17 protein-coding genes and 1 other RNA gene are annotated in these 16757 nt (G+C 60.0%); 14 read left to right on the plus strand and 4 right to left on the minus strand.

The genetic code is table 11. From position 1 onward, the window contains the following. The first annotated feature begins 178 nt into the window (after positions 1 to 178). The 5 genes from petA (at position 179) to ACA062_RS04445 (ending at position 3963) form a co-directional block, all read left to right on the plus strand. The gene (petA, locus tag ACA062_RS04425) at positions 179 to 772 is read left to right on the plus strand and encodes a ubiquinol-cytochrome c reductase iron-sulfur subunit (protein WP_497455371.1); all 594 of its coding nucleotides are present in this window, start codon (positions 179 to 181) and stop codon (positions 770 to 772) included. Next, positions 772 to 1983: a cytochrome b gene (locus ACA062_RS04430; protein ID WP_150746195.1), complete on the plus strand. Its 1212-nt coding sequence runs from the start codon at positions 772 to 774 to the stop codon at positions 1981 to 1983. The genes petA and ACA062_RS04430 overlap by 1 nt, the downstream gene beginning before the upstream one ends. Further along, positions 1983 to 2765, plus strand: a complete 783-nt coding sequence (locus ACA062_RS04435; RefSeq protein WP_497455372.1) for a cytochrome c1 — start codon at positions 1983 to 1985, stop codon at positions 2763 to 2765. Before ACA062_RS04430 ends, ACA062_RS04435 begins: the two co-directional genes overlap by 1 nt. A gap of 150 nt (positions 2766 to 2915) precedes the next feature. Next, complete coding sequence (locus ACA062_RS04440) at positions 2916 to 3533, plus strand: glutathione S-transferase N-terminal domain-containing protein (protein WP_007905304.1); 618 nt, start codon at positions 2916 to 2918, stop codon at positions 3531 to 3533. A 16-nt stretch (positions 3534 to 3549) separates the two neighbouring features. Further along, positions 3550 to 3963, plus strand: coding sequence for a ClpXP protease specificity-enhancing factor (locus tag ACA062_RS04445; RefSeq protein WP_497455373.1), 414 nt, complete (start codon positions 3550 to 3552; stop codon positions 3961 to 3963). A 150-nt stretch (positions 3964 to 4113) separates the two neighbouring features. Here ACA062_RS04445 and ACA062_RS04450 read toward each other — a convergent pair whose 3' ends face one another. The 4 genes from ACA062_RS04450 to ACA062_RS04465 all read right to left on the minus strand — a co-directional run bounded on the left by ACA062_RS04450 (position 4114) and on the right by ACA062_RS04465 (position 7560). After that, a complete protein-coding gene (locus ACA062_RS04450) occupies positions 4114 to 4692 on the minus strand; it encodes a BON domain-containing protein (RefSeq protein WP_497455374.1) in 579 nt (192 codons plus the stop codon). Next, positions 4689 to 5282: a phosphoheptose isomerase gene (locus tag ACA062_RS04455; protein WP_007972584.1), complete on the minus strand. Its 594-nt coding sequence runs from the start codon at positions 5280 to 5282 to the stop codon at positions 4689 to 4691. The genes ACA062_RS04450 and ACA062_RS04455 overlap by 4 nt, the downstream gene beginning before the upstream one ends. 104 nt (positions 5283 to 5386) lie before the next feature. Further along, positions 5387 to 5749, minus strand: coding sequence for a YraN family protein (locus ACA062_RS04460; protein WP_128873743.1), 363 nt, complete (start codon positions 5747 to 5749; stop codon positions 5387 to 5389). Continuing rightward, complete coding sequence (locus ACA062_RS04465; protein WP_497455375.1) at positions 5749 to 7560, minus strand: penicillin-binding protein activator; 1812 nt, start codon at positions 7558 to 7560, stop codon at positions 5749 to 5751. Before ACA062_RS04465 ends, ACA062_RS04460 begins: the two co-directional genes overlap by 1 nt. Before the next feature lie 176 nt (positions 7561 to 7736). Here ACA062_RS04465 and rsmI point away from each other — a divergent pair, with 176 nt between their 5' ends. The 9 genes from rsmI to mraY all read left to right on the plus strand — a co-directional run bounded on the left by rsmI (position 7737) and on the right by mraY (position 16757). Then, the gene (gene rsmI / locus ACA062_RS04470) at positions 7737 to 8642 is read left to right on the plus strand and encodes a 16S rRNA (cytidine(1402)-2'-O)-methyltransferase (RefSeq protein WP_497457361.1); all 906 of its coding nucleotides are present in this window, start codon (positions 7737 to 7739) and stop codon (positions 8640 to 8642) included. Positions 8643 to 8717: 75 nt separating this feature from the next. Further along, an RNA gene (gene rnpB, locus ACA062_RS04475) (RNase P RNA component class A) lies at positions 8718 to 9071 on the plus strand. Between the two features lie 352 nt (positions 9072 to 9423). After that, positions 9424 to 9879: a division/cell wall cluster transcriptional repressor MraZ gene (gene mraZ / locus ACA062_RS04480; RefSeq protein WP_008147486.1), complete on the plus strand. Its 456-nt coding sequence runs from the start codon at positions 9424 to 9426 to the stop codon at positions 9877 to 9879. After that, positions 9876 to 10823, plus strand: coding sequence for a 16S rRNA (cytosine(1402)-N(4))-methyltransferase RsmH (rsmH, locus tag ACA062_RS04485; protein ID WP_497455376.1), 948 nt, complete (start codon positions 9876 to 9878; stop codon positions 10821 to 10823). The genes mraZ and rsmH overlap by 4 nt, the downstream gene beginning before the upstream one ends. Further along, positions 10820 to 11113, plus strand: a complete 294-nt coding sequence (gene ftsL, locus ACA062_RS04490; RefSeq protein ID WP_128873747.1) for a cell division protein FtsL — start codon at positions 10820 to 10822, stop codon at positions 11111 to 11113. The genes rsmH and ftsL overlap by 4 nt, the downstream gene beginning before the upstream one ends. Next, positions 11113 to 12852, plus strand: coding sequence for a peptidoglycan D,D-transpeptidase FtsI family protein (locus ACA062_RS04495; RefSeq protein ID WP_178110514.1), 1740 nt, complete (start codon positions 11113 to 11115; stop codon positions 12850 to 12852). The genes ftsL and ACA062_RS04495 overlap by 1 nt, the downstream gene beginning before the upstream one ends. After that, positions 12852 to 14315 (plus strand): UDP-N-acetylmuramoyl-L-alanyl-D-glutamate--2,6-diaminopimelate ligase, encoded by a 1464-nt coding sequence (locus ACA062_RS04500; protein ID WP_497455377.1) that lies wholly within the window; start codon positions 12852 to 12854, stop codon positions 14313 to 14315. Before ACA062_RS04495 ends, ACA062_RS04500 begins: the two co-directional genes overlap by 1 nt. Further along, the gene (locus ACA062_RS04505) at positions 14308 to 15675 is read left to right on the plus strand and encodes a UDP-N-acetylmuramoyl-tripeptide--D-alanyl-D-alanine ligase (RefSeq protein WP_497455378.1); all 1368 of its coding nucleotides are present in this window, start codon (positions 14308 to 14310) and stop codon (positions 15673 to 15675) included. Before ACA062_RS04500 ends, ACA062_RS04505 begins: the two co-directional genes overlap by 8 nt. Continuing rightward, a complete protein-coding gene (gene mraY, locus ACA062_RS04510) occupies positions 15675 to 16757 on the plus strand; it encodes a phospho-N-acetylmuramoyl-pentapeptide-transferase (RefSeq protein WP_497455379.1) in 1083 nt (360 codons plus the stop codon). Before ACA062_RS04505 ends, mraY begins: the two co-directional genes overlap by 1 nt.

Genomic DNA, 16757 nt, shown 5'->3' on the forward strand with positions numbered 1-16757 from the left:
ACAACTTGCCACACGCGCAGAACCCCTATACTGCAAGGCTTGGCAGTGGAGCCCTTGGGTAATTACCTTGTCAGAATTGGGGCTTTTCATTACCATTCGGCAAAATTTTTATAAGTACATAGATTTACTTAGTAGATGCCTGATTTAACAGGCCACAAAGCTGATGGGAGAGGACTGAATGAGCAATGACGGCGTGAATGCAGGCCGGCGTCGCTTCTTGGTAGCAGCCACATCCGTGGTGGGTGCTGCAGGAGCGGTGGGGGCTGCGGTCCCGTTCGTGGGGTCATGGTTTCCCAGTGCCAAGGCGAAAGCCGCAGGTGCACCGGTGAAAGTGAATGTCAGCAAAATCGAACCAGGTCAGCAGATGATTGCTGAGTGGCGCGGTCAGCCAGTATTCATTGTCCGCCGAACCGCGGAAATCCTGGGGAATCTGAAGAAGATCGAGGGCCAGTTGTCTGACCCTGCCTCCAAGAACTCGACACAACCGACCTACGTCGATCCGGAAACGCGTTCGATCAAGCCAGAGGTCCTGCTGCTGATCGGTATCTGTACGCACCTGGGTTGCTCGCCGACTTTCCGTCCGGAAGTGGCACCTGCTGATCTGGGCAAAGACTGGGTAGGTGGTTATTTCTGCCCTTGCCACGGTTCCCACTACGATCTGGCTGGCCGCGTCTACAAGTCGCAACCTGCGCCTTTGAACCTGCCAGTTCCCCCGCATTCCTATGAGACCGATGACATCATTGTCATCGGCGTCGATACGGAGAAAGCGTGATGAGCAAGTTCATGGATTGGGTTGATGCGCGCTTTCCCGCGACCAAAATGTGGGAAGACCATCTCAGCAAGTACTACGCCCCGAAGAACTTCAACTTCTTCTATTTCTTTGGCTCCCTGGCGCTGCTCGTCCTGGTCAACCAGATCGTTACCGGTGTCTGGCTGACCATGAGCTACACCCCGTCGGCGGAAGAAGCCTTTGCCTCCGTCGAATACATCATGCGCGACGTCGAGTACGGCTCGATCCTGCGTCTGCTGCACGCGGTCGGCGCTTCGATGTTCTTCATCGTGGTTTATCTGCACATGTTCCGTGGCTTGCTTTACGGTTCGTATCAGAAGCCGCGCGAGCTGGTGTGGGTCTTCGGCATGCTGATCTACCTGGCGCTGATGGCTGAGGCCTTCATGGGTTACCTGCTGCCGTGGGGCCAGATGTCCTACTGGGGCGCGCAGGTGATCATCTCGCTGTTCGGTGCGATCCCGGTCATCGGTAACGACCTGACCCAGTGGATCCGTGGTGACTACCTGATTTCCGGTATTACCCTGAACCGCTTCTTCGCCTTGCACGTCGTGGCCCTGCCGATCGTGATCCTCGGTCTGGTGGTGCTACACGTTCTGGCGCTGCACGAAGTCGGATCGAACAACCCGGACGGTGTGGACATCAAGAAACACAAAGACGAAAACGGCGTACCGCTGGACGGCATTGCCTTCCATCCGTACTACACCGTGAAAGATATCGTCGGCGTGGTGGTGTTCCTGTTCATCTTCTGCTCGATCGTATTCTTCTTCCCGGAAATGGGCGGCTACTTCCTCGAGAAGCCGAACTTTGAAGTGGCGAACGCCTTCAAGACCCCGGAGCACATTGCTCCGGTCTGGTACTTCACGCCGTTCTACGCGATTTTGCGGGCGGTTCCGGACAAGCTCCTGGGCGTGATCGCCATGGGTGCGGCCATTGCGGTGCTGTTCGTCCTGCCGTGGCTGGACCGCAGTCCGGTCAAGTCGATGCGCTACAAAGGCTGGCTGAGCAAAATCTGGCTGGTGGTGTTCTGCATATCGTTCGTGATCCTTGGCATCCTGGGTGTTCTGGCTCCGACTCCAGGGCGTACGTTGCTGTCGCAGGTGTGTACCTTCCTGTACTTCGCCTACTTCATTCTGATGCCGTTCTACACCAGGCTCGAGAAGACCAAACCGGTTCCGGAAAGGGTGACTGGCTGATGAAAAAGCTATTGGCTGTACTGATTCTTGCTGCTATGCCTGTACTGTCCTTTGCCGCTGAACACGGTGGCCCAGAGCTGGAAAAGGTCGACATCGACGTTTCCGACAAGGCCGCCTTGCAGGATGGCGCACGCACGTTCGCCAACTACTGCATGGGCTGCCACAGCGCCAAGTTCCAGCGTTACGAGCGTGTTGCCGATGACCTGGGCATCCCGCACGACCTGATGCTCTCGAACCTGGTGTTCACGGGCGCCAAGATCGGCGACCACATGAGCATCGGCATGCAACCGGCTGACGCCAAGACCTGGTTCGGTGCTGCGCCACCGGACCTGACCCTGGTGGCTCGTGTCCGGGGTGCCGATTGGCTCTACGGTTACCTGAGATCGTTCTATGAAGACCCGTCGCGTCCTTGGGGCGTGAACAACAAGGTGTTCCCGAACGTCGGGATGCCTAACGTTCTGGTCGGTCTGCAAGGTCGTCAGGTAGTCGGTTGCAAACAGGTCCAGGTCGTCGAAGACGGCAAGAAGCAATATGATCCGCTGACCGGTACGCCGCTGACTCATGAAGCGTGCGATCAGCTGACCATTGTGCCGAAAAGCGGTGCTCTGACCGAAGAGCAGTTCGATGAGAAGGTCAAGAATCTGGTAACCTTCCTCGCTTACTCGGCTAACCCGGTTAAGCTGCAACATCAGCGCATTGGTACATACGTGTTGCTGTACCTGGCGTTCTTCTTCGTATTCGCCTATTTGCTCAAGCGTGAGTACTGGAAAGACGTGCACTGATCAAGCTTCAAGCAATTGCTGTTAATCGCGCGCGCCCAAGGGCGTCTCTGAAGGTGTAACGAGCCTGGTGATCCAGGCGTTACGGGAGGCGCCCTCTGGGCGCGCTCGTTTTTCCGCTTCCGATAATTTCAACAAGCGAGGAGGACCGCCATGGGCGTGACCAATCGGTTGGCCTGTTACTCCGACCCCGCCGACCACTATTCCCACCGAGTGCGTATCGTACTTGCAGAGAAGGGTGTCAGCGCCGAGATCATTTACGTGGAAGCTGGTCGCCAGCCGCCTAAACTGATTGAAGTGAACCCTTACGGCAGCCTGCCCACCCTGGTCGATCGTGACCTGGCGTTGTGGGAGTCGACCGTGGTGATGGAATATCTGGATGAGCGTTACCCGCACCCGCCTTTATTGCCGGTGTATCCAGTGGCGCGTGCCAACAGCCGTCTGCTGATTCATCGCATTCAGCGTGACTGGTGTGGTCTGGTGGATCTGATTCTGGATTCGCGGACCAAGGAAGCAGCCCGTGTCGTGGCTCGTAAAGAGCTGCGCGAAAGCCTGACCGGCGTGTCGCCGTTGTTCGCCGACAAGCCGTTTTTCCTCAGCGAGGAACAAAGTCTGGTGGACTGCTGCCTATTGCCAATACTTTGGCGATTGCCGATTCTGGGCATTGAACTGCCGCGGCCTGCCAAGCCGCTGCTTGATTACATGGAGCGCTCGTTTGCGCGTGAGGCATTCCAGGCGAGTCTGTCTGGTGTCGAACGCGATATGCGCTAAGGCTTAAGGAGCCGCTATGAACTCCAGTCGACCTTATCTGGTCCGCGCGCTCTACGAGTGGATTGTGGACAACGATTGCACCCCGCACATGCTGGTCAATTCCGAGTATCCGTCGGTGCAGGTGCCTCAGGGTTTTGCCAGTGACGGACAAATTGTCCTGAATGTATCGCCGGCGGCCGTGCGCCATCTGCACATGGACAACGAGGCTGTCAGCTTCGAAGGGCGCTTCGGTGGCGTGCCACACACGCTGTACGTGCCTATCGCATCGATCCTGGGCATTTACGCCCGGGAGAACGGTCAAGGCATGGTGTTCGATCTGGAATCGCCTATGGATGGCGAGGAGGAGATCGAGGAGGATGATGATATCCCGCCACCCGACAGTGAACCGCCGCGTCCCAGCGGTCGACCGAGTTTGAAGGTGGTGAAGTAATAAAAAAGGCGATCCGAAAGGATCGCCTTTTTTATTACTGTAGGAGCCGGCTTGCTGGCGAAGGCGCCATTGAAATCGCCATCGCTCCTACAGGTCTGTGGCGGTCTCGAGGACGCCTTCGCCGGCAAGCCGGCTCCTACAGGGGGCTTGTCAGTCGATGTATTCGAACAATTTCACAATCTTCTGCACCCCGGAAACGCCCTGCACCAGATTGGTCGCTTGAGCGGCCTCCTGTTTGGTCAGCAAGCCCAGCAGGTAGACGATGCCGTTTTCGGTCACGACCTTGATGCGCGAGCCGGGAATGGAAGGGTCGGTGAGCATCTGGGTCTTGATCTTGGAGGTCAGCCAGGTGTCGTTCTGGCGGGCAAGGAAGCCGGAAGGTGGCAGGACTTGCAGTTCGTTGTGGACTGTCTTCACGCGCTGAACAGCCGCAGCGGCCTGTTCGGCCTTGGCCTTGAGGTCTGCACGCGGGGTTTGCCCGGCGAGCAGCACCACACCGTTGAAGCTGGTGACGACGATGTGCGAGTCGTTGTCGAGGGCTGGGTCGGCTTTGGCAATGTTCACGCCGACCTTGGTGTCGATCAGGGAGTCGTCGATCTTGCTGCCGAAGGTGCGGGTGCCGCGGTCATCATCGATCGGTGCTTCACGGCTGGCGTTAACCACCGAGGTGCAGCCGCTGATGCCGAGGCACAGGGTCAAGGCCAGTAGGCCTAGGCGATAAGGGGTCATTCTTCACTCCCGAACAGTTGGCTGTCGATCAAGTCGCAAAGGCAATGGATCGCCAGCAGGTGGACTTCCTGAATACGTGCGGTGACGTTGGCCGGTACGCGAATTTCGACGTCCTCGGGCAAAAGCAGTGACGCCATGCCGCCACCGTCACGACCCGTCAATGCTACGACAATCATTTCGCGATCATGTGCGGCCTGGATCGCTTGAATTATGTTCGCCGAGTTGCCGCTGGTGGAAATTGCCAGCAATACATCGCCCGGTTGGCCGAGGGCGCGGATCTGTTTGGAGAAAATTTCGTTGTAGCTGTAGTCATTGGCGATCGAGGTGATCGTCGAGCTGTCGGTGGTCAGCGCGATGGCTGGCAGGCTCGGGCGCTCACGTTCGAAGCGGTTGAGCAGCTCCGACGAGAAGTGCTGGGCATCGCCGGCGGAACCGCCGTTGCCGCAGGAGAGCATCTTGCCCTCGTTGAGCAGGGCGTTGACCATGACCTGGCTGGCTTGCTCGATGTGCGGTGCAAGTACTTCCATCGCCTGTTGCTTGGTGTCGATACTGGCCTGAAAAAGCTGGCGAATTCGCGATTGCATGTCCATCTGTGTGACCTTAATTAGCGCGGCTACTGGGCACATGAATGTGCAGCCCGCAAAGCAAAGAGCAAAAGTGTTGGGTAAAAGTGTCCGGTTCGCGGCACAAGCGATCAGCTGTCGAAGGCATTCTGCAACCAATTCAACTGAGCGAGGTTGCTGTCGATGGCAACCACGTCGAAGCGGCAGGGGGAATTGGCCCAACGCGACTCGCGCTGAAGAAAATACTGCGCGGCGAAAATCAGTTTCTGCCGTTTGCGCCCATCGATGCTATCGAGTGCGCCACCCCATTGGGTGTTTTTTCTGTAGCGGACTTCAACGAATACTACTGTATCGCCATCAAGCATGACCAGATCAAGCTCGCCGCGTTTACACAACCAGTTCTGCGCCAGCAGGCGCAGACCCTGTTGCTGAAGGTGCTCGAGCGCGTGGCGCTCGGCATCTTTTCCGCTTTGCTGGCGTGACCTGTCAGGCATCAGCGTGGGGTGTCCGGCAGGCGTTGAACCTGGCCATTGACGAACTGGGCCCATGGCAACTGGCGCACCACGCGTTGGTTTTGCGTCATGCCCAGGCTGCCCGACTGACCTTCGATACGGCTGTCCGGCAAGGCCTTGAGTTGCCCCAGGCGTGGCGCCAGGCGATAAGCGTCGACGCCCATCGCATACAGGCGACCCAGGCTGCCACCGGCTTGTGGCCATTGAGCGGTCACCTGGCGGCGCAGTGGATCGTTGGCGTCCAGCAACCAGGGGGTTTCGCAGAAGCGCACGCCATTCATGTCGTTGTACTGGTTCTGGTCGCCGCTGGCACTGAACACGTGGGAGGTGGCGTAGACCGGTACGTCACCCGCGTATTGGAAGTTCAGGGTCGGCTTGATCTGCTGGGCTTGCTGAGGCGTTGCCGCGAGGAAGATGAACTCGATGTCCTGGCGACGCGAAGGCTGGGCAGCGACCTGTCCGCCTACGGTGCTCTGCAGGGTCTTGGCGCGACCTTCGCTCTGGCGCAGCTGGAACATGTCGGCAATCTGTTGGGCCAGTTGCACCGGCTGATCGACGCGCTCGGTCGCGACGATGCTGCCGCCGTTGGCCTGCCAGTCCTGACTGAAAGCCCGCATGACACGGTCACCCCATTCGCCTTTCGGCACCATGATGGCGGCGCGATGCAGGCCATCGGCGCGAGCGCGACGGGATACTTCGCGGGCTTCGTCTTCGGCGGCCAGGCCGAACTGGAACAGCTGTCCCGGACCTTGTTCGCCTTCGCTGTAGTTCAGCGCCAGGGTGGTGATCGGCAATTGCGGACGGGCGCTGAGCTGCTTGACCAGCGGCTTCTCCAGCGGCCCGACGACCAGTTGCACGCCATCGGCCTGGGCCTGGCGATAGAACTCGTCCAGGGACGTCAGGCGCGAGCTGTCATAGAACTCGATGGCGGGTGGTTGCTGGCCGGCCTGTTGCGCCTGGTAGTGAGCAGCCATGAACCCTTCGCGCAATGCTTTGCCCACCGCCGCCAGCGGTCCTTCCTGCGGCAGCAACAGGGCGATCTTGCCCAGGGGCTGGCTGGCCAGTTCCTTGAGTTTGGTCAGCGGCGACGGCAGTTGAAGGGCGGCAGGGTGCTTGGGGTTCTGCGCGAGCCAGTTGTCGATCGCGGCTTGCTGCTGTTCGAGGGTGCCGGCGGTTTTCACGGCCTGGGCCAGGCGCATCCAGCCGCCGAGGTCTTCGGTGGCGGCCGGCTGCAATTGATCGATTGGCAGCGATGAGATCAGGGTCCAGATCGCTTCGTGGTTGTTGCTGGCAGCTTCACCTTCAAGCATCGGGGCGATAAAGATGCGTTGCCGTGCCGCGGCCACGGTCTGGCCATCGGCTTCAAGGGCGCGGGCATGAACGGCACTGGTACGGATTTGTTGCTCGACCGGCAGTTCGCCCAGGCGTTGCAGGCTCGGATGGCTCAGTGCCGTCAACGCCGCTTTCGGCTGATTGCGAACCATGGCCAGTTCAGCCGCCAGGGTGCTGGCGAAAACCTGCGGGCCAGGCTTGAGTTGCTCGACGGGCACTTGTTGCAGGATTTGCGCGGACTGGCCGGCATTGCCCTGGCGATAGGCCAGGTCTGCCGCATTCAAGCGCAGCAATGCAGCTTTTTCCGCGTCTTTGCTTTGAGCGGCCTGTTGGAGCAGTTGCTCGATACTGGCATCAGGGGTCCGTGGAAGTTCGCCAAGGCTGGAGGAGGGCGAGCTGGCGCAAGCCGCCAGCAAGGCAGCGAGGCAGAGGGCAGTGAACAGCCGCAGGCAAGCGATCATGTAGTGTTCCTGATACTCGATCAAATTAGCGTGGAATTGTACCCAAGCACTGGCCGGGGCGCGATGTTACTGGCGTGAATCGATCAATTTAGCTCATGCAAATGTTGCAGTATGGCAAAAAAGGCAGCAAAACCGAGGACGGCTTGCGCCTGTCGCGAACGTCGCTACGCGCTACAATGGCGGCTTTTACCGATCATGAGGTGTGCGCTTTGACTGCTCCAGGTGCTTTGAATTCCGCTGCTGGCTCGCTTTATGTGGTGGCGACGCCCATCGGCAACCTGGACGACATCAGTGCGCGGGCACTGAAGATCCTGCGCGAGGTGGCCTTGATTGCCGCCGAAGACACCCGCCACTCGCAGCGGCTGATGCAGCACTTCGGCATTCCCACGCCGCTGGCGGCCTGCCATGAACACAACGAACGGGATGAAGGTAGCCGCTTTATTACCCGCCTGCTGGCCGGTGACGATGTGGCGCTGATCTCCGATGCCGGGACGCCGCTGATTTCCGATCCGGGTTATCACCTGGTGCGTCAGGCCCGTGCCGCGGGGATCAATGTGGTGCCGGTGCCGGGCGCCTGCGCATTGATTGCGGCGTTGTCGGCCGCGGGCCTGCCGTCGGATCGTTTCATTTTCGAAGGCTTCCTCCCGGCCAAGGCCGTGGGTCGCCGTGCGCGTCTGGAGCAGGTAAAGGAAGAGCCGCGCACGCTGATTTTCTATGAGGCCCCGCACCGCATCCTTGAATGCCTGCAAGACATGGAGCTGGTCTTCGGGCCGGAGCGTCCGGCGTTGCTGGCGCGCGAACTGACCAAAACGTTTGAAACGCTCAAGGGCTTGCCATTGGCCGGGCTTCGCGAGTTCGTCGAGTCGGACAGCAATCAGCAGCGCGGCGAATGCGTGGTGTTGGTGGCGGGCTGGTCGGCGCCCGAAACCGAGGATGCCGTCAGCAGTGAAGCGATGCGTATCCTCAATCTGTTGCTCGAGGAAATGCCGCTCAAGCGGGCCGCCGCGTTGGCGGCGCAGATTACCGGCGAGCGCAAGAATGTGCTCTACCAGGTCGCGCTGGATAAACAGAAGGGCGAGTAAAACCCGACGCGAAGGCATGGCCAAAGGCGTTTAGCGCTTGTTCTTCGGCCGCTCTACCGTTAACCTTCGCGGCGGAGAGTCGATCGGACAGTCGCTGCCCTCTATGAAAATTAGGGGGGGGAGGAAAGTCCGGGCTCCATAGGGCGAAGTGCCAGGTAATGCCTGGGAGGCGTGAGCCTACGGAAAGTGCCACAGAAAATAACCGCCTAAGCGCTTCGGCGCCGGTAAGGGTGAAAAGGTGCGGTAAGAGCGCACCGCACGACTGGCAACAGTTCGTGGCTAGGTAAACCCCACTTGGAGCAAGACCAAATAGGGTCCCAAGGCGTGGCCCGCGCTGGGACCGGGTAGGTTGCTAAAGATGTCCAGTGATGGCCATCGTAGACGAATGACTGTTCAAGACAGAACCCGGCTTACAGATCGACTCTCCACCTTTTTTTCAGCCTCTGCTTAACTCTGAGCAGGGGTCTCGTGATGGCAATTTCCCTCCTTTCAGAATCGTCAGCAGAAGCCCTTTCGTAATATCGAAAAAATCTTACTCTTAACAAACTACTTTAACTTCTGGGCCCAACCTTCTGTGTTAGCTCAAGTTATTGGCCAGCTTCATCTGCCTGATCCTCGTGACCCCTTCCTTTATGTTCCTAAATCCAAGTTCTGTAAGGGTTTTCCTTTGATGTGCGCCTTGACGGTGCGGTAGCCGCATTCCTATAGTGTGCACAAGTGGCGGAAAGTGGCATGAAGTGGGTTTTTTGAGCTATAAGCGCTACAATTTGGAGAAACGCTCGTGTTTCGCGGAGCTAATGCAATCAGTCTCGATGCAAAGGGCCGTCTCGCCATGCCGAGTCGGTACCGTGACGAGCTGGTTTCGCGCAGTTCCGGTCAGTTGATCGTCACCATCGATGCCGTTGATCCATGTCTGTGTGTTTATCCCCTCGATGAGTGGGAAATTATCGAAACCAAACTGCGCGCACTGCCTTCGCTTCGCGAAGAGAACCGCCGCCTGCAACGTTTACTGATTGGTAATGCCGTCGACCTCGAGCTCGATGGCAGTGGTCGTTTTCTGGTCCCGCCGCGTCTTCGTGAATATGCCAAGTTGGATAAGCGCGCGATGCTGGTAGGCCAACTGAACAAGTTCCAATTGTGGGACGAGGATGCCTGGGATGCGGTTTCTGCCGCTGACCTGGCTGCCATTCAACAACCGGGCGCCATGCCTGATGAACTGCGTGATTTGATCCTGTGACTATTGATAGCGGCTTTAACCACATCACCGTACTGCTTGACGAAGCCGTCGAGGCTCTCGCCGTACGACCTGATGGCTGCTATCTGGACGGTACGTTCGGGCGCGGCGGACACAGCCGGTTGATCCTCAGCCAGCTCGGTCCCGATGGTCGGGTGCTCGGGTTCGATAAAGATCCTCAAGCGATTGCCACCGGGCAAACGCTAGCGGCCGAAGACGGCCGCTTTGTCGTTGTACAGCGTAGCTTTGCCGAGCTCGGTTCGGAAGTCGCCGAACGCGGCCTGGCGGGCAAGGTCAGCGGCGTCCTGCTCGATCTGGGCGTGTCTTCGCCGCAGCTCGACGACCCTGAGCGCGGCTTCAGTTTCCTCAACGATGGCCCGTTGGACATGCGCATGGACCCGTCTCGCGGGATCAGCGCTGCCGAATTCGTCAACACCGCGCCGGTGGAAGAAATTGCCCGGGTGTTCAAGGAGTACGGCGAAGAACGTTTCTCCGGTCGCATGGCTCGTGCCGTGGCCGAGCGTCGTGACATCAAGCCGTTCGAGCGCACTGCCGATCTGGCTGAAGTCCTGAAAGTCGCCAACCCTGCGTGGGAAAAGGGCAAGAACCCGGCGACCCGTGCGTTCCAGGGCCTGCGCATCCACGTCAACAACGAACTGGGCGACTTGGAGGCCGGCCTCGAAGCCGCCCTGGAATGCCTGGAAGTCGGCGGTCGTCTGGTGGTGATCAGCTTCCATTCGCTGGAAGACCGCATCGTCAAACTGTTCATGCGCAAACTGGTGAAAGGCGAAGCCGACAACCTGCCGCGCAACCTGCCGGTCCGTCACGTCGCCTTCGAACCGAAAATCAAAGTCCATGGCAAAGCGCAGTCCGCCTCCGAGGCCGAACTCAAAGCCAACCCACGTTCCCGTAGCGCCATCATGCGTGTCGCGGAGAAGTTGCGGTGAGCAGGCTTTTCGCCAAGCCACTTCCTGGCGGAAGCTTTTTCATGCTGCTGCTGTTTATTGGCGTGCTCGTGTCTGCCGTCGGCGTCTCCTACAGCGCCCACTGGAACCGTCAGCTGCTGAACACGCTGTACAACGAGTTGAGCGTGCGCGACAAGGCGCAGGCGGAATGGGGCCGGCTGATTCTCGAACAGAGCACCTGGACGGCCCACAGCCGTATCGAAGTCCTGGCCACCGAGCAACTGAAAATGCGCATTCCCGGTGCCGCTGAAGTGCAGATGGTGGCGCCATGATGAAACTCGAAGGCGCGCTCTTCCCCTGGCGTTTCCGCCTGGTGCTGGGCTTGCTCGGCATCATGGTCGCGGCCATTGCCTGGCGCATCATTGACCTGCAAGTGGTCGACCGTGCCTTTCTTAAAGGCCAGGGCGATGCGCGCAGTGTTCGACATATCCCGATTCCGGCTCACCGTGGACTGATCACCGACCGTAATGGCGAGCCTTTGGCCGTGAGTACGCCGGTCACCACCCTGTGGGCCAACGCCAAGGAAATGCAGCTGGCCAAAGAGAAGTGGCCAGCACTGGCCGCGGCGTTGGGTCAGGATCCCAAAGCCCTGGCCGAACGTCTCGAAGCCCAGGCCAATAAAGAATTCATTTACCTGGTGCGCGGGCTCACCCCCGAGCAAGGCCAGTCCGTGCTCGATCTGAAAGTGCCGGGCGTTTATGGCATTGAAGAATTCCGGCGTTTCTACCCGGCCGGTGAAGTCACCGCGCACATGGTCGGATTTACCGACATCGACGACCACGGTCGAGAAGGGGTCGAGCTGGCCTACGACGAATGGCTGGCCGGGGTGCCGGGCAAGCGACAGGTCATCAAGGACCGGCGCGGTCGACTTATCAAGGATGTCCAGGTCACCAAAAACGCCAAGGCCGGAAAGCCCTTGGCGTTGTCCATTGACCTGCGCCTGCAATATCTGGCCAACCGTGAACTGCGCAACGCGATCATCGAGAACGGCGCCAAGGCTGGCAGCCTGGTGATCATGGACGTGAAGACCGGCGAGATCCTCGCCATGGTCAACCAGCCGACCTACAACCCGAACAACCGGCGCAACCTGCAACCGGCGATGATGCGTAACCGCGCGATGATCGATGTGTTCGAGCCGGGTTCGACCATGAAAGCGATCTCCATGAGCGCCGCCATCGAAACGGGTCGCTGGAAACCCAGCGATACCGTCGAGGTTTACCCGGGCACCCTGCAGCTGGGCAAGTACACCATTCGGGACGTTTCCAAATCCGAAGGTCCGGTCCTCGACCTGACCGGGATTCTGATCAATTCCAGTAACGTGGGCATGAGTAAGGTCGCGTTCGACATCGGCGGCGAAACCATTTTCCGTCTGGCACAGAAAGTCGGTCTCGGCCAGGACACCGGTCTGGGTTTCCCGGGCGAGCGCGTCGGCAACCTGCCGAACTACCGCGAATGGCGCAAGGCTGAAACCGCCACGTTGTCCTACGGATACGGCATTTCCGTGACCGCGATCCAGCTGGTCCACGCCTTCTCGGCTCTGGCCAACAACGGTCGTCTCGCGCCGCTGACGCTGATCAAGACCGACAAGCCGCCGCAATCGAGCCAGGTGCTGCCGGAAGCGGTCGCGAAAACCATGCAGACCATGCTGCAGCAAGTGATCGAAGCCCCACGGGGTGTGTTCCGGGCGCAGGTCCCGGCGTATCACGTTGGAGGCAAGTCGGGTACCGCGCGTAAAACGTCGGTCGGGACCAAAGGCTATGCCGTGAACTCCTACCGCTCGTTGTTTGCCGGCTTCGGTCCGATGAACGATCCGCGCTACGCGATCGTCGTGGTGATCGATGAACCGACCAAGGCCGGTTACTACGGTGGCCTGGTATCGGCGCCAGTGTTCAGCAAAGTGATGTCCGGGACCCTGCGGCTGATGAACATCACCCCGGACAATCTGCCACCTGTTCAACAAGCGAACGCAACACCGGTCGTTCCGCTGAAAGCCAATGGAGGGCGCGGCTGATGTCTCTGAGCCTGAATAAGATTTTCGCCCACGCCGGTCGCGATCTGCTGATCCGCGAACTGACCCTGGACAGCCGCAATGTGCGGGCGGGCGATCTGTTCCTCGCCGTTCCTGGCGGCAAGTTCGACGGTCGCGCACACATTGCCGATGCCTTGCAGCGCGGTGCCGCGGCCGTGGCTTACGAGGTCGAAGGCGCAACAGTGCTGCCGATCACCGACGTGCCGCTGATTCCGGTCAAGGGCCTGGCGGCGCAGTTGTCGGACATCGCGGGGCGTTTTTACGGTGATCCGAGCCGCCATCTGAATCTGATCGGCGTTACCGGCACCAACGGTAAAACCAGCGTCACGCAGTTGGTCGCGCAAGCGCTGGATCTGCTCGGTCAGCATTGTGGCATCGTCGGCACTCTTGGCACCGGTTTCCACGGCGCGCTGCAAAGCGGCCTGCACACCACGCCGAACCCGATCGCCGTGCAAGCCACCCTTGCCGACCTGAAAAAGGCCGGTGCCAAAGCCGTGGCGATGGAAGTTTCTTCCCACGGTCTGGATCAGGGCCGCGTGACTGCGTTGGCGTTCGATGTGGCGGTGATGACCAACCTGTCCCGCGATCATCTGGATTACCACGGCACCATGCAGGCCTATGGCGAAGCCAAGGCCAAGCTGTTTGCCTGGAACGATCTGAAATGCCGCGTGATCAACCTGGACGACGATTTCGGCCGGCGACTGGCCAGCGAAAAACGCGAGTCGCGCCTGATCACCTACAGCCTGCAAGATTCCAGCGCCTATCTTTATTGCCGTGAAGCGCAGTTCGACGACGAAGGCGTGCGCGCCACATTGGTTACCCCGCAGGGTCAACACCATCTGCGCAGCACCTTGCTCGGTCGCTTCAACCTGAGCAACGTGCTCGCCGCCATTGGCGCCTTGCTCGGTCTGGACTACGCCCTGGACGAAATTCTCAAGGTGCTGCCGAAACTCGAAGGCCCGGCCGGTCGCATGCAGCGGCTTGGCGGGGGTTCCCAGCCGTTGGTGGTGGTCGATTACGCCCACACGCCGGACGCGCTGGAAAAAGTCTTGATGGCCCTGCGTCCACACGCCAAAGGTCGATTGCTGTGCCTGTTCGGTTGCGGCGGTGATCGCGATCGCGGCAAGCGTCCGCTGATGGCCGAAGTGGTCGAGCGCCTGGCTGACAGGGTGCTGGTGACCGACGACAACCCGCGTACCGAAGACCCGGCAGTGATTTTCGATGACATCCGCGCCGGCTTCACGGCTGTGGATAAAATCACGTTCGTCGCTGGCCGTGGCCAGGCGATCGCCCAGCTGATTGCCGGCGCTTCGGCCGATGACGTGATTGTCCTGGCCGGCAAAGGTCATGAGGACTATCAGGAAATCAACGGCCAGCGTCACCCATTCTCCGATCTGGTCGAGGCCGATCATGCCTTGACCGCGTGGGAGGTGGCCCATGCTTAAAGCGTTGAAACTGAGCGAATTGACCGGCGCGCTGAACGGCCAACTGCTCGTGGCCGATGCCACGTTCGATGGCGTCAGTATCGACAGCCGCGCCATCCAGCCCGGCCAACTGTTTATTGCCCTGACCGGTCCGCGCTTCGATGGCCATGACTATTTGAACGAGGTGGCTAGCCTGGGTGCCGCCGGTGCATTGGTCGAGCGTGAAGTCGCCGACAGCGCACTGCCGCAATTGCTGGTCAAGGATACCCGCCAGGCGCTGGGGCAACTGGGCGCGATGAATCGTGCCGCGTTCACCCATCCCGTGGCCGCCATCACCGGTTCCAGCGGCAAGACCACGGTCAAGGAAATGCTCGCCGGCATCCTGCGCACGCGCGGATCGGTACTGGCGACCCGTGGCAATCTGAACAATGACCTCGGCGTGCCGCTGACCCTGCTCGAACTCGCGCCGGAACACACCGCTGCAGTGATCGAGCTAGGCGCTTCGCGGCTCGGTGAAATTGCCTACACCGTCGCCATGACCAAGCCACATGTGGCCGTGCTCAACAACGCAGGCACGGCCCACGTCGGTGAGTTTGGCGGGCCGGAAAAAATCGTCGAGGCCAAGGGGGAGATCATTGAAGGGCTGGAAGCCGATGGCATCGCCGTGCTCAATCTCGACGACAAGGCGTTCGCCATCTGGAAGGCCCGCGCTGCCGGTCGCCAGGTGCTGACGTTCGCCCTGAGCAATGTCAGCGCCGACTTCCATGCCAGCGATCTGGACCGCGACGCTCGCGGGTGCCCGGCCTTCATTCTGCACAGTCCCGAAGGCGAGGCGCGGGTTCAACTGAACCTGCTCGGCACCCATAACGTCGCCAATGCCCTGGCCGCCGCCGCAGCAGCCCATGCGCTGGGTGTATCGCTGTCCGGCATCGTCACCGGCCTCGGCGCGGTGCAACCGGTCAAGGGCCGCACTGTTGCGCAACTGGCCAGCAATGGCATGCGCGTGATCGATGACACGTACAACGCGAACCCCACCTCCATGTGTGCCGCCGTTGATATACTGGCCGGCTTTTCCGGCCGCACCGTCCTGGTGCTCGGGGATATCGGCGAGTTGGGCAAATGGGCGGAGCAGGGGCACCGCGATGTGGGCGAATACGCCCGCGGCAAGGTATCCGCGCTCTATGCCGTAGGGCCAATGATGGCTCACGCCGTGAACGCTTTCGGTGAACAGGCCTGGCACTTCAGCACACAGGCTGAACTGATCAAGGCTCTCGACGCCGAGCAAGACACAAACACCACCATTTTGATCAAAGGCTCGCGCAGCGCTGCGATGGAAAACATCGTCGCCGCTTTGTGCGGGACCCGTCTGGAGAAACATTAATGCTGCTGCTGCTAGCGGAGTATCTGCAACAGTTCTACAAAGGCTTCGCGGTCTTCCAGTACCTGACCCTGCGCGGGATCCTCGGTGTGCTGACCGCGCTGGTTTTGTCGCTGTGCTATGGCCCGTGGATGATCCGTACTTTGCAGAACCGTCAGATCGGCCAGTCCGTTCGCAACGACGGTCCACAATCGCACCTGTCCAAGTCGGGCACCCCGACCATGGGCGGCGCGCTGATTCTTTCGTCCATCGGCGTCAGCACCTTGCTCTGGGCTGACCTGAGCAACCGTTATGTCTGGACCGTGCTGGTGGTGACCTTGCTGTTCGGCGCCATCGGCTGGGTCGACGACTACCGCAAGGTGATCGAGAAGAACTCCCGTGGTCTGCCGAGTCGCTGGAAGTATTTCTGGCAATCGGTGTTCGGCCTGGGGGCGGCGATCTTCCTGTTCATGACCGCCACAACGCCGGTGGAAACCACCCTGATCCTGCCGATGCTCAAGGACCACAGCATTGCGCTGGGCGCAGGCTTCATCGTGCTGACCTATTTCGTGATCGTCGGATCGAGCAACGCGGTCAACCTGACCGACGGCCTCGACGGCCTGGCGATCATGCCGACCGTGATGGTTGGCGGCGGTCTGGGGATCTTCTGCTACCTCTCGGGTAACGTGAAGTTCGCTGAATACCTGCTGATTCCTTATGTACCGGGCGCCGGTGAGTTGATTGTATTCTGCGGCGCGCTGATCGGCGCGGGCCTGGGCTTCCTCTGGTTCAACACCTATCCGGCACAGGTGTTCATGGGCGACGTTGGCGCACTGGCGCTGGGCGCGGCCCTGGGCACTATCGCGGTGATCGTCCGTCAGGAAATCGTCCTGTTCATCATGGGCGGCGTGTTCGTGATGGAGACCCTGTCGGTCGTCATCCAGGTTGCATCCTTCAAGCTGACCGGTCGCCGTGTGTTTCGCATGGCACCGATTCACCACCACTTTGAACTCAAGGGCTGGCCCGAGCCGCGTGTGATCGTCCGATTCTGGATCATCACGGTGATTCTGGTACTGGTCGGCCTTGCCACCCTGAAGCTGAGGTAG

This window comes from Pseudomonas sp. LBUM1679, from assembly GCF_059695565.1.